Source organism: Agromyces tropicus, from assembly GCF_039531345.1.
Taxonomy (GTDB): domain Bacteria; phylum Actinomycetota; class Actinomycetes; order Actinomycetales; family Microbacteriaceae; genus Agromyces; species Agromyces tropicus.
The window spans coordinates 1,103,059-1,115,672 of record NZ_BAAAPW010000002.1 but is presented as its reverse complement, the minus strand read 5'-3'; the positions used below and the strand labels follow the sequence as shown (position 1 = coordinate 1,115,672).

Annotated in this window: 11 protein-coding genes and 1 pseudogene; 7 read left to right on the top strand and 5 right to left on the bottom strand. The window is 72.3% G+C overall.

Annotated features, from left to right (window positions below; translation table 11 throughout):
• The 4 genes and pseudogenes from ABD230_RS11040 to ABD230_RS11025 all read left to right on the top strand — a co-directional run.
• Window positions 1-136: pseudogene (locus ABD230_RS11040) on the top strand (ABC transporter permease); the annotation flags it as partial.
• A 27-nt stretch (window positions 137-163) separates the two neighbouring features.
• The gene (locus tag ABD230_RS11035; protein WP_344373233.1) at window positions 164-1,117 is read left to right on the top strand and encodes a nucleoside hydrolase; all 954 of its coding nucleotides are present in this window, start codon (window positions 164-166) and stop codon (window positions 1,115-1,117) included.
• Window positions 1,110-2,069, top strand: a complete 960-nt coding sequence (add, locus tag ABD230_RS11030) for an adenosine deaminase (RefSeq protein WP_344373231.1) — start codon at window positions 1,110-1,112, stop codon at window positions 2,067-2,069. The genes ABD230_RS11035 and add overlap by 8 nt, the downstream gene beginning before the upstream one ends.
• A 29-nt stretch (window positions 2,070-2,098) precedes the next feature.
• Window positions 2,099-3,106: a LacI family DNA-binding transcriptional regulator gene (locus tag ABD230_RS11025; RefSeq protein WP_344373229.1), complete on the top strand. Its 1,008-nt coding sequence runs from the start codon at window positions 2,099-2,101 to the stop codon at window positions 3,104-3,106.
• Between the two features lie 93 nt (window positions 3,107-3,199).
• On the opposite strand, the gene ABD230_RS11020 is transcribed toward ABD230_RS11025, so the two are convergent.
• From ABD230_RS11020 to ABD230_RS11005, 4 genes are read right to left on the bottom strand one after another with little or no spacing between them, the layout of a single operon-like run.
• Window positions 3,200-3,448 (bottom strand): hypothetical protein, encoded by a 249-nt coding sequence (locus ABD230_RS11020; RefSeq protein WP_344373227.1) that lies wholly within the window; start codon window positions 3,446-3,448, stop codon window positions 3,200-3,202.
• A 27-nt stretch (window positions 3,449-3,475) separates the two neighbouring features.
• Window positions 3,476-5,806: a heavy metal translocating P-type ATPase gene (locus ABD230_RS11015; protein ID WP_344373226.1), complete on the bottom strand. Its 2,331-nt coding sequence runs from the start codon at window positions 5,804-5,806 to the stop codon at window positions 3,476-3,478.
• A 32-nt stretch (window positions 5,807-5,838) separates the two neighbouring features.
• Window positions 5,839-6,822, bottom strand: a complete 984-nt coding sequence (locus ABD230_RS11010) for a heavy-metal-associated domain-containing protein (protein ID WP_344373223.1) — start codon at window positions 6,820-6,822, stop codon at window positions 5,839-5,841.
• Window positions 6,803-7,012, bottom strand: coding sequence for a heavy-metal-associated domain-containing protein (locus ABD230_RS11005; protein WP_344373221.1), 210 nt, complete (start codon window positions 7,010-7,012; stop codon window positions 6,803-6,805). The genes ABD230_RS11010 and ABD230_RS11005 overlap by 20 nt, the downstream gene beginning before the upstream one ends.
• A gap of 88 nt (window positions 7,013-7,100) precedes the next feature.
• Between ABD230_RS11005 and ABD230_RS11000 the strand changes: the two genes are divergently transcribed.
• The 3 genes from ABD230_RS11000 to ABD230_RS10990 all read left to right on the top strand — a co-directional run bounded on the left by ABD230_RS11000 (window position 7,101) and on the right by ABD230_RS10990 (window position 10,893).
• On the top strand, window positions 7,101-8,270 hold the full coding sequence (locus ABD230_RS11000; RefSeq protein ID WP_344373217.1) for an FAD-dependent oxidoreductase: 1,170 nt from the start codon (window positions 7,101-7,103) through the stop codon (window positions 8,268-8,270).
• 64 nt (window positions 8,271-8,334) lie between these two features.
• A complete protein-coding gene (locus tag ABD230_RS10995) occupies window positions 8,335-10,566 on the top strand; it encodes a heavy metal translocating P-type ATPase (protein WP_344373213.1) in 2,232 nt (743 codons plus the stop codon).
• 21 nt (window positions 10,567-10,587) lie between these two features.
• The gene (locus ABD230_RS10990) at window positions 10,588-10,893 is read left to right on the top strand and encodes a metal-sensitive transcriptional regulator (protein WP_344373209.1); all 306 of its coding nucleotides are present in this window, start codon (window positions 10,588-10,590) and stop codon (window positions 10,891-10,893) included.
• 116 nt (window positions 10,894-11,009) lie between these two features.
• Here the strand turns inward: ABD230_RS10990 and ABD230_RS10985 are convergent, their stop codons facing one another.
• Window positions 11,010-12,452: an MFS transporter gene (locus ABD230_RS10985; protein ID WP_344373206.1), complete on the bottom strand. Its 1,443-nt coding sequence runs from the start codon at window positions 12,450-12,452 to the stop codon at window positions 11,010-11,012.
• Window positions 12,453-12,614: the final 162 nt, after the last annotated feature.

Genomic DNA, 12,614 nt, shown 5'->3' with positions numbered 1-12,614 from the left:
CTCCGTGATCGGCTCCCCGGTCCCCAGCGAGTTCATGCTCATGCTGCCCTACGTCGTCACGATCCTCGCCGTCGCCGGATTCGTCGGCAAGGTCCGCGGCCCCGCCGCCGCCGGCAAGCCCTACATCAAGTCCTGACCCGACGAACGAACTGGAGACCGAGAAATGCATCGAAGCATCGTCATCGACACCGACACCGCGTCGGACGACGCCGTCGCCATCCTCCAAGCCGTCCTGCACCCGGACATCGAAGTCCGGGCCGTGACGACGGTGGCGGGCAACGTCCCCCTCGAGACGGCGACCCGCAACGCGCTCCTGACGCTCGAACTCGGGGGCGCCCCTCAGGTGCCGGTCCATCCGGGCTGCGCGAAGCCGCTGCTCCGCGCCCTCGAGACCGCTCAGCACGTGCACGGTGAGGACGGCATGAGCGGGGCGCCGCTCGCCTCGCCCGTCACCCTGCCGCAGTCCGAGCATGCCGTCGAGGCCCTCCTCCGACTGGGCCGCGAGGAACCGGGCGTGCACGAGCTCGTCACGCTCGGCCCGTTGACCAATGTGGCGACCGCGCTGCTCATCGATCCCGACCTGCTGACGCGATTCACGCGGGTCACGATGATGATCGGCGCCGCGGACGCGCGGGGGAACATCGCGCCCACCGGCGAGTTCAACGCCTGGGCGGATCCGGAGGCGGCGGGCATCGTGTTCGCTGCACCGGGCGACAAGCACATGGTCGGGTGGGACGCGTCGCGGAAGTACGCCGTCATCACCGATGAAGACGAAGCCGAGCTGCGTGCGACCGGGACGTTCGGCGAGTTCCTCGCCGACATCAACCGGGCCGTTCGCGACTGGGGTCGCGACGTGACCGGGATCGACGGCTACGACCTGCCCGATCCGCTCGCAATGGCGGTCGCCATCGATCCGTCGATCGTGGAGGCGTCCGAGACGGCCCACGTCGCCGTCTCCACCGACGAGGCGACGCGCGGCCAGACCTATGCCGACCATCGGCTCCCGCGGCGGACGCCGAACCTGACGATCGTGACCGCCGTGCAGGCCGATGCGCTCAAGCGACAGCTCATGTGGCTGTTCGCCCGGGAGTTCGAGGCGGTGGGCGCCGATGCCTGAGCACGGTCGTTCCGCGACCGAGCTCCACTGCCACCTCGACGGATCGGTCCGCCCGCAGACCATCGCGGAGCTCGCCCGCCAGCAGGGGATCGAGCTCGCCGGGCCGGTCGACGTCATCTCCCGAGTCCGACCCTCCTGCACCTCCCTCGTCGAGTACATCAGCGCGATCGATGTCGCGCTCGACGTGCTCCAGACCCCCGACGCGCTCTATCGCGCGGCCTACGAACTGGTCGAGGACTGGCATGCGGACGGGGTGGGCCATGGCGAGGCGCGGTTCGCACCGAACCTGCATCGCCGGAGGGGACTCGACCTCCCGACCATCATCGACGCGGTCGCCTCCGGGCTCGGCGACGGCGCCGGCGTCACGGGCGTGGCGACCCGCCTGATCCTCTGCACGCTGCGTCCGGCCGACCCCGAAGCCACCTGGAGCGTCGTCGAGGCGGCGGCGACCCACGACGCGGTGATCGGGGTCGACGTCGCCGGTCCCGAGGCAGGCGTCTCGCTGCTGCCGCACGCGCCCGCGTTCCGCGCCGCGCGCGATGCCGGCCTCCGCATCACAGTCCACGCGGGCGAGGCGGACGGCCCGCGCAGCGTCTGGGACGCCGTGGACGAACTCGGCGCCGAGCGCATCGGACACGGCGTCCGCAGCGTGTCCGACGCACGGCTCCTCCGCCGCCTGGCCACGGACGGCATCGCCCTGGAGGTGTGCCCCACGTCCAACGTCCAGACGAATGCGGTCCCGAGCATCACGGAGCACCCGATCGATCGCCTGCGGGAGGCCGGCGTTCCGGTCACCGTCTCCTGCGACGCCCGCACGGCCTCCGACGTGACCCTCGCCTCCGAGCGAGCGCTGCTCGAACGGACCTTCGGCTGGACGCGGGACGACTGGGGAGCAGTCCAGGCGAGCGCCGAACGCGCGGCCTTCGCGGAGCGGAGGGTCACGGCTTCCTAGGATCGAGGGGACACACCCCGGGAGGTAGCGTGGCCGTCACCATCATCGATGTCGCGAAACGGGCCGGCACGTCGACCGCCGTCGTGAGTTACGTGTTCAACGACGGCCCGCGGGGCGTGTCGGATGACGCCCGCCGCCGCGTGCTCGCGGCGGCCGCGGAACTCGGATACCGCCCGAACCGGATCGCCCGAGCACTCCGGGCCTCGCACTCCGGGTTCATCGGCGTGATCTCGCCGGACTCGTCGAACCCGTACTTCGCCCAGCTGGACCGCGCCCTGATCGCGGCGATCGGCGCACGGGGGGCCACGCCGTTGATCAGTCATCCCGGTCCCGCCGGCATGACCGACGAACAGGCGCTCCGCTCACTCCTGGGGGCGCAGATCGACGGTCTCGTCATGGTGCCGTGGGAGGGCAGGACGCTCGAGGCGGACCTCACGCAGTCATCGACGCCGATCGTCTTCGCGCATCACCGCCCCGACGGCGCCCGCGGACCATTCGTCCCGGCGGACGACGAGCATGCGGTCGAGCTCGCGTTCCGGCACCTGCGCGAACAGCACGGGCACGAACGCATCGGATTCTGGGCGGGCCCTGATGATCGAGGGCCAGCGGGACGGCGCCTGGAGACCTGGCGGAGCCTAACCGCGGAGGGCGACGAGCCGCATCGTTCGGGCTACTCGCGCGCCGCGGCCCGCGACGTGATGGTCGGCCTGGACCGGAGCGCGCTCGAGCCGGCGATCATCGCGGCCACCGACGAGCAGGCGATCGGGCTCCTGGCCGCAGCGCACATCCGTGGGATCCGCGTGCCCGACGAACTCGCCATCGTCAGCCTCGACGGGACCTCGGGAACCGACTGCACCGTTCCGGCCCTGAGCGTCGTGCGCCAGCCGGTCGAGGAGATGGCGGAGCGAGCCGTCGCCGCGCTGATCGACGGCACGGTCGACCGTGTCGAGACCCGCGGCAGCCTCGTCACCCGCGAGAGCTGCGGCTGCACGCCGGCGGGCGGGGAGACGACCCCGGCGGGCGCGGCGTCCGTCTGACGCGCCGACAAGGGGAGTGCCCGTCGCCGCGGCGTCGATGCGCCGAACGCCCGCCGGAGCCGGCCGCGCGGCCCGCCCCGACGGCCCCTCGGGTCAGGCCAGCGCGTACTTCTGCGGGTCCGCGTCGAAGAGCGGACCGCAGGCGGCGCAGCAGAACCAGTAGCGCTGCCCGTCGTGGTCGCGGAACAGGCCGGCCTGCTCCGCGTCGGCCTTGACGACCGTGCTGCCGGGCATGACCGGGCACTCGGCCAGGTCATCGCCGGTGCGAAGCAGGTCGGTGGCCTCGGCGGGCTTGACGGCATGCCCGCGGGCGTCGCCGGTGCTGCAGCAGTGTGCACTCATGGGTGGTGTCCTTTCAGGTCGCGTGGATCACGCGGTTTCGAGTTCCCGCGCCGGTGCGGTCGCGGTGGTGGTGGCGCGCGGAGCGCCGAGGGTCCGCGAGCGGAAGGTCCGCAGGCGGAGGCTGTTGCTGACGACGAAGACGCTCGAGAACGCCATCGCCGCGCCGGCCAGCATCGGGTTCAGGAGTCCCAGCGCAGCGAGCGGGATCGCAGCCACGTTGTAGGCGAAGGCCCAGAACAGGTTGGCCTTGATCGTCCCGAGGGTTCGGCGCGACAGCCGGATCGCGTCGCCGACGGCCCGGAGGTCGCCGCGGACGAGCGTGAGGTCGGCGGCCTCGATGGCCGCGTCGGTGCCGGTGCCCATCGCCAGGCCGAGGTCGGCCTGCGCGAGGGCCGCGGCGTCGTTGACGCCGTCGCCGACCATCGCGACGACCTTGCCCGACGCCTGCAGGTCGCGGACGACGCCGACCTTGTCCGCCGGGAGGACATCGGCGATGACCTCGTCGATCCCGACCTCGTCGGCGACGTGCCGCGCGACCGTGGCGTTGTCGCCCGTCAGCAGCACCGGCGTCAGGCCGAGTCGGCGCAGCTCGGCGATCGCGTCACGACTCGTGTCCTTGACGCGATCGGCGACGACGAGCACGCCGCGCGCGAGGCCGTCCCAGGCGACGAGCACCGCCGTCTGCCCTGCGGACTCGGCGTCGGCCTTGGCCGCACGGAGGTCCGCGGGAACGGCGATCACCCACTCGTCGAGCAGGGACTCCCGGCCGACGACCGCGAGGTGCCCGTCGACGACCCCGTGGACGCCGCGGCCTTCGTGGTTCTCGAACGACTCGACCGCGGCGAGCTCGCCGACCCGGGCCGTGGCGCCCGCGGCGATCGCCTGCGCGATCGGGTGCTCCGACGCATCCTCGAGGGCTCCGGCGATGCGGAGCACGTCGGCCTCGGTCTCCCCCGCCGCCGCGTGCACGGCGAGCAGCGTCATCCGCCCCGTCGTCACGGTGCCGGTCTTGTCGAGCACCACGGTGTCGACCTTGCGGGTCGACTCGAGCACCTCGGGGCCCTTGATGAGGATGCCGAGCTGCGCGCCTCGCCCCGTACCGACGAGCAGCGCCGTCGGGGTCGCGAGGCCGAGTGCGCACGGGCAGGCGATGATCAGCACCGCCACGGCCGCCGTGAACGCCGCCGCGACCGGGAACCTGGCGCCGAGCCAGACGCCGAGCGTGGCGGCGGTCAGCGCGAGCACGATCGGCACGAACACCCCGGAGATCCGGTCGGCCAGGCGCTGGACCTGCGCCTTGCCGGACTGGGCGTCCTCCACGAGCTTCGCCATCTGCGCGAGCTGGGTGTCGGAGCCCACGCGCGTGGCGCGCACGACGAGCCGGCCGCCGGCGTTGACGGTCGCACCGACCACCGGATCGCCCACGGTCACCTCGATCGGCACCGACTCCCCGGTGAGCATCGACTGGTCGACGGCGCTGCGACCCTCGACGATCACGCCGTCGGTCGCGATCTTCTCGCCCGGGCGCACGACGAACTCGTCGCCGACGCTGAGCCGCTCGATCGGGATCCGCTCCTCGCGGCCGTCCTTCACCACGGCGACGTCCTTCGCCCCGAGCTGGAGCAGGGCGCGCAGGGCGGCGCCGGCGGTGCGCTTCGACCGCTTCTCGAAGTAGCGGCCGGCGAGCACGAACATGGTCACGCCGGCGGCGACCTCGAGGTAGATGTTCGCGGCGCCGTCGGTCGGCGCCACGGTCAGCTCGAACGGATGCGTCATGCCCGGGGTGCCCGCGGTACCGAAGAACAGGGCGTACACCGACCAAAGCAGGGCCGCGGACGTGCCCACCGAGACGAGCGTGTCCATCGTCGCGGCGCCGTGGCGCAGGTTCACCGCGGCCGCCCGGTGGAACGGCCACGCCGCCCAGACGATGACCGGGGCCGCCAGGGCCAGCGACAGCCACTGCCAGTACGGGAACTGCAGGATCGGGACCATCGCCATCAGGATGACGGGGACGGAGAGCACGACCGATCCGATCAACCGGTGACGGAGCGTCCGCAGCTCGACGTCCTCGACCTCACCCGCCGCGCCCTCCGCGTCGGAGCGTTCGGCCCTCGGCGGGGCCGGCGCCTCGGCGGTGTAGCCGGTCTTGCGGATCTCGGCGATGACCGCGTCGGTCGTGAACCCGCGCGGAACCTCGACCCGGGCCTTCTCGGTGGCGTAGTTGACGGTGGCCGTCACACCGTCGAGCTTGTTCAGCTTGCGCTCGATCCTCGTCGCGCACGACGCGCACGTCATGCCGCCGATCTCCAGCTCGACCACCTCGGTCGACGGCGGAGCCGTCTGGGGACTCTCGTTCATCGGTGTTCCTTCCGTGCTGTTCTCGCTGCTGCTCAATGACCCGCGGCGTGCTCGCCGCCGTCGTCGTGCGCTTCGGTCGCCGCTCCGGCGGCAGCGGCACCGACGGCGAACGCCGCGGTGTGCACCTGCCCGTCGACCTGGAAGTCCACGTAGAGCAGGTAGTCGCCCGCGGTGGGGGGCGTGGCGGCGAAGCGGATGGCGGGACCGAGGTCGGTCGCGCCGGCGGTCTCCGCCTCGTCGAGGGGGTGCGCGTGCAGGTACCCGAAGTCCCCGACACGGAGCATGACGAGATGCCCCGCCGCGCCCAGGTAGGGCTCGATCGCGGTCACGGGGCTTTCGTCCCGCCGCACCGTGAACTCGAGTTCGGTCTCCGCCCCGGCGACGAGGTCGCCGGCGAGCTCGACCGTGAACGGACCCGCGTGGACGACGCGATCGCCCGGCGTGGGCGAGTCCGTCGGGGCCACGGTCCCGGTGACGCCGGCGGTGTTCGTCAACGTGAGGGTGCGGTCGTGACCGGCCGGACGGAAGTCGGCGAACACCCGGTATGCGCCCGCGGCGTCCGACGTCCAGGGGATACCCCAGGTGCCGTCATCGCCCATCTCGGGGTGCACGTGGCGGAACTGCGCACCATCGGTGCGCACGACGATCAGGTGCAGGTCGCGCTCGTGCGTCTCGTCGAACGCGGTCACCGGGTCGCCCTCGGAGTCGAGGATCCGGAAGCTCAGCCGTCCGGCACGACCCGTCTCGGCGGGTGCGTCCAGGTCGGTGAAGCGGTACCCGTCGGCGTCGACCGAGAGGCCGGCGACGTCGCTGGAATGCGACGCGGATCCGGGCGCCTCGTGCGCCCCGTCGCCATGTGCGCTCCCGTGCTGGCCGCCGTGGGCCCACGCGGCGACGGTGTCCCGCGGCACGACCATCGGTCCGACGGCGACGGCGAGGCCGAAGACGCCGGCGAGCCCGGCGCCGAAGAGCCCGAGTCGGAGCGCCGGGCTCAGCTCACCGCCGCTGCGCGACATAGCCGGCCTCCTCGACGGCGTCGATCACTGCCTGGTCGTCGAGCTCGCGGTCGGCGCCCAGGACGAGGCGTCCGGTCGCCGCCGACACGTCGATGCTCGTCACGCCGGGGATCTCGGAGACCTCCTCGCGGACGGACAGCTCGCAGTGCCCGCAGGTCATGCCCGTCACCTGGTACTCGAATACGGTCATCGCCTCATCCTTTCGATAGGGGGGTGGGGTATTGGGTATGATGGACAACCATATACCCCTATGGGGTATTCCGCACACGGAGGTCCTCATGTCGTCAGAACACGCGCTCATCGTCGGAGCCGGCGCGGCCGGCTGGTCCGCCGCAGACACCCTGGTGCGATCGGGTTGGCCGGGGCCGGTGACGCTCGTCGACCCGATCGGCGCGACGAATCGCACGCTCGTGAACAAGGGCGTGCTGACCGGGCTCCTCGGCCGCGACCAGGTGAGCCGGCCGGCGCCGGCAGGCTCCGAGTTGGTCCGCGACGAGGTGCTCGCCATCGACGCAGGCGGAGCCGTGCACCTGCGATCCGGGGATCGCCTCGTGCCGACCGCCGTCGTGATCGCGTCCGGCAGCAGGCCCAGGCGGCCGTCGTTCCTCGATGAAGCCGACCATGCCCCCGAGTGGATGCCGACCCTGCACACGGTCGAGGATGCGGAACGCGTCCGCGCCCTGCTGTCCTCGGGCAGCGGTCGCGTCGTGGTGCTGGGCGCGGGGATGATCGGCTCCGAGACCGCATCACTGCTCGCCGACGACGGCGTCGACGTGACGCTGGTCGCCGGATCGCCACTGCCCCTTCGCGCGCAGCTCGGACCGGCGGTCGCATCGGAACTGGTCCGGCGGCATCGCGATCGCCTCCGGATCCGGACCGGCCGACGTGTCACCCGCGCCGAGACCCGATCGGGCGCGGTCTCCGTCGAACTCGCCGACGGCGAGCGGCTCGAGGCCGACGTCGCCATCGTCGCGCACGGCACGCTCCCACACCGACCCGCGTCCGGAACCGGGCACGGGGAGGTCATCGTCGATGCGCGACTGCGAACCGGACTCCGCGGGGTCTACGCCGCCGGCGGCGTGGCGTCGATCCTCGCGCACGGCACCACCGTGCGCGTGGACCATTGGGATGACGCGGCAGCCCAGGGGACCCATGCCGCGCGCTCGATCCTCCACGACCGCCTCGGCGCGGCCGACCCCGGCGAGTACCGGTTCGAGTCCGGATACTCCAGCCGGATCCACGGAGCGATGCTGACCGCGTGGGGCGTCGCCACCCCGACCTCGCGGTGGACGCGGCACGGCGACGACGAGGTGGTCGGCGTCGGCCGCCACCTGGGGGAGATCACCTCGGTGGCGGGCATCGACGCACCGGCGACGGTTCGGAGCCTGGCCGAGTCGGTGCGCCAGGACCGTCGCGAGCGGTTGCAGGAGTACCCCATAGGGGTATAATCTCTCTCGCTGGCGCCGACGAACGGCGATCGCTGTTCGTCCGACGACGCGGGAGGACGAGACGATGGACGAGCGCGCACGGAACGAGGGGAACCCGACCGCATCGGTCGGCCAGGAGCATCACGGGCACGCGGGGCACGACGCGCACGCCGGGCACGATGCTCACCAGGGCCACGAGGAACACGCCGGCCACGACACCCACCCCGGGCACGAGGGCCACGACGCGCAGGGAGGACACGGCGCGCACGGCGGCCACGGGGGCCACGGCGGGCACGGCGACCACGTGGGCCAGTTCCGGCGGCTGTTCTGGATCAACCTGCTGATCGCCGTCCCGGTCGTCGGCTTCTCCCCGATGTTCGCGATGATCCTCGGCTACGACCTCCCTGCGCAGGCCTGGGCCGCGTGGATCTCCCCGGTCCTCGGCACCGTGATGTACTTCTGGGGCGGCCGCCCCTTCCTGACCGGTGCGATCAGCGAGCTCCGGGCCTTGAAGCCCGGCATGATGCTCCTGATCGGCCTCGCGATCACCGTGGCGTTCCTCGCGAGCTGGGGCGCGACGATCGGACTGCTCGACCACGAGCTGGACTTCTGGTGGGAGCTCGCCCTCCTGATCGTGATCATGCTGCTCGGGCACTGGCTCGAGATGCGCTCGCTCGCGCAGACGACGTCCGCACTCGACTCGCTCGCCGCTCTGCTGCCCGACGAGGCCGAGCGCGTCGAGGGCGACACGACCGTCACGGTCGACCCCTCCGAGCTCCGCGTGGGCGACATCGTCGTCGTCCGCCCCGGCGGCCGCGTGCCGGCGGACGGCAAGGTCGTCGCCGGTTCGGCGAGCATGGACGAGTCCATGATCACGGGCGAGTCGAAGACCGTGCGTCGCGGAGATGGCGATCAGGTCGTCGCCGGCACGGTCGCCACGGACTCCGGCATCCGCGTCGAGATCACCGCCGTCGGCGAGGACACGGCGCTCGCCGGCATCCGTCGCCTGGTCGAGGACGCGCAGAACTCGACGTCGAGGGCCCAGCGCATCGCCGACCGCGCGGCGGCCTGGCTGTTCTGGTTCGCCCTGGGCGCGGCCGTGCTGACCGCCATCGTGTGGAGCCTGATCGGGCTCCCTGACGAAGCGGTCGTCCGCACGATCACCGTGCTCGTGATCGCCTGCCCGCACGCGCTCGGCCTCGCGATCCCGCTGGTCGTCTCGATCGCCACGGAGCGCGCTGCGCGCGGCGGCGTGCTGATCAAGGACCGGCTGGCCCTCGAGAGCATGCGGACCGTGACGAGCGTCCTGTTCGACAAGACCGGGACCCTCACCAAGGGCCAGCCGACCGTGATCGCGATCGAGCCCGCATCAGGGCGCGACCCCGAGCAGGTGCTCTCGCTGGCCGCCTCCGCCGAGATGGACTCCGAGCACCCGCTGGCCCGCGCGATCGTCGGCTCCGCGACCGACCGGGGCCTCGACCCGGCGCCCGCGACGGACTTCGATTCCGCACCGGCCGTCGGCGTGACGGCGCGCGTCGGCGGCGACACGATCCGTGTCGGCGGACCGCACCTCCTCACCGAGGAGGGCGTCGACGAGCTCGCTGTCGCCGACGAGTGGCGTGCCGACGGCGCGATCATCCTCCACGTGCTCGAGAACGGGTCCGTCATCGGCGCACTGAAGCTCGCCGACGCCATCCGGGACGAGTCCCGGGAGGCGGTCGACGCGCTGCACGAGCTCGGCGTGGAGGTCGTCATGATCACCGGCGACGCCGACGCGGTCGCCCGGTCCGTGGCATCCGAGCTCGGCATCGACCGGTACTTCGCCGGGGTCCGGCCCGAGGACAAGTCGGCGAAGGTGCAGGAACTGCAGCGCGAGGGCCGCAAGGTGGCGATGGTCGGCGACGGGGTGAACGACGCTCCGGCACTGGCCCAGGCGGACGTCGGCATCGCGATCGGCGCGGGGACGGATGTCGCCATCGCGTCGGCCGGCGTCATCCTCGCCAGCGACGACCCACGGTCGGTGCTCTCGGTGATCGAGCTCTCCCGGGCGACCTACCGCAAGATGAAGCAGAACCTCTGGTGGGCCGCAGGCTACAACCTCATCTCGGTGCCACTGGCCGCCGGCGTGCTCGCCCCGATCGGGTTCGTGCTGCCCATGTCGGTCGGCGCCATCCTGATGTCGCTCTCGACGATCATCGTCGCCGGGAACGCGCAACTGCTGCGCCGCCTCGACCTCCGCCCCGAGACGAGCACGCGCGAGATCCTCGGCGAGCGCGCGATGGACCGCGCGGGCGAGCCTGCCCACGCCCACAGCTGAACGACCCGAAGGAGACCGCCCGTGCCAGAGACGCCCACCACCGCCGCACACGGTTACATCACCGACAAGGACAAGTACCTCACCCGGCTGCGCCGGATCGAGGGCCAGGTGCGCGGCGTGCACCGGATGGTCGACGAGGAGCAGTACTGCATCGACATCCTGACGCAGATCTCGGCGCTGACCTCGGCACTCGAGTCGGTCGCGCTGGGCCTGCTCGACGATCACATCTCGCACTGCGTCGTCGACGCCGCGGTCCGCGGAGGCGACGAGGCGGAGGTGAAGCTCAAGGAGGCGTCGGACGCGATCGCGCGGCTCGTGCGTTCCTGACCCTCGCAGGCAGCGAGTCGTCCGGCGGGCCGAACGCTGCGACGGCGCCCTCGGTTCCCGCAGACGCCGAAGAGGCGCGGGCCGATCGGCCCGCGCCTCCCGTCCCCGCGGCGAGGTCAGGCGTCGACGGGGACCTGCTCGTCACGCATCGTGTCGGCGTCCCCGGCGGCCTTCGCCGCGCGGAGCCTGACGGCGGCGATGAGCCCGCCGAGCACGGCGATGGCCGCGGCGCCGATGAAGGCGGCCGAGTACCCGCCCGTCAGCGCGTCCACGCCGGTGCCGGTGCCGACCACGGCCGAGCTGAGCGCCGTGACGGCGGCCAGGCCCACGGCGGAGCCGATCTGGTAGCTCGTGTTCACGAGCCCGGAGGCGACGCCGGTCTCCTCGGGGCGGGCGACCCCGATCGCGGTGCCGAGTGACGGGATGAAGGCGAGCGCCATGCCGAACGCGGCCACCAGCGAGGCGGGCAGCACGTCCACGACGTAGTTCCCGTCGGGGCGGACGAAGCCGAGCCAGGTCAGCCCGGCGGCCAGCAGCGCGAACCCGGCGATGATGAGCGGCTTCACGCCGAAGCGCGACAGCAGGCGCGGCGCGACGGTGGTCATGCCGAGCACGATGAGCACGGTCATCGGCAGGAGCGCCGCGCCGGCGGCGAAGGACCCGGCGCCGAGGACCTGCTGGAGGTAGAGGTTCAGGAAGAACCACATCGGCACCCAGGCCGCCCCGAGCAGCAGCTGCGCCGTGTTCGCGGCGCCGAGCTGCGGGGTGCGGAAGATCCCGAGGCGCAGCAGCGGCTGGCGGGCCTTGCGCTGGACGACGAAGAACAGCCCGAGCAGGACGATTCCCGCGGTCAGCGCGACGAGCACCTCCACCGAGGCCCAGCCCGCCTCCGGGGCACGGACGATGCCGTAGACCAGCGCGGCGAGCCCGGCGGTGCCGGTCACGGCGCCGAGCAGGTCGACGGAACCGCGCTGGCCGGGAACGCGAGGCAGGGCGCCCGGGGCGAGGAGGATGACCGCGAGCGCGATCGGGACGGTGACGTAGAACACCCACGGCCAGCTCGCGTACTCCGTGAGCACGCCGCCGAGGAAGACGCCGGCCGTGCCGCCGATCGGGGCCGCGGCGCCGTAGACCGCGAACGCCTTCGGGAGCTGCGGGGTGCCGCCGAACAGGGCCATGAGCAGGCTGAGCGCGGCGGGCGCGATCAGCGCGGCGCCGCCGCCCTGGACCGCGCGGCCCGCGATCTCCATGCCGACGTCGGATGCGGCGCCGGCGAGGACCGAGCCGAGGGCGAGGACGCCCCATCCGGCGAGGAACACCCGCCGCGCGCCGAAGAGGTCGGACAGGCGACCTCCGAGCAGCAGCAGGCCGCCGAACGCGACCACGTAGGCGTTGAACACCCAAGAGAGCGACTCCGGCGTGAAGCCGAGCTCCGACTGCATCTCGGGCAGGGCCACGCCGATGATCGACGTGTCCATGATGACGACGAACTGGGCTGCCGCGATGAGCGTGAGCCCGAGCCAGCGGCGCCGTGATGCGGCCGCGGTTGGTTGGGACATGATCTTCTTTCTCCTTCCGGGGCCAATACCCCTGTGGGGTATCAACGTATACCCCTATTGGGTATTCCCTGCAACTTCGATCACCGCCCGGACCCAGTCGCGTCGCGCCCGAGCGGGCGAATCCGGATGGACGAGTTCGGAATACCCCCATGGGGTATTAGG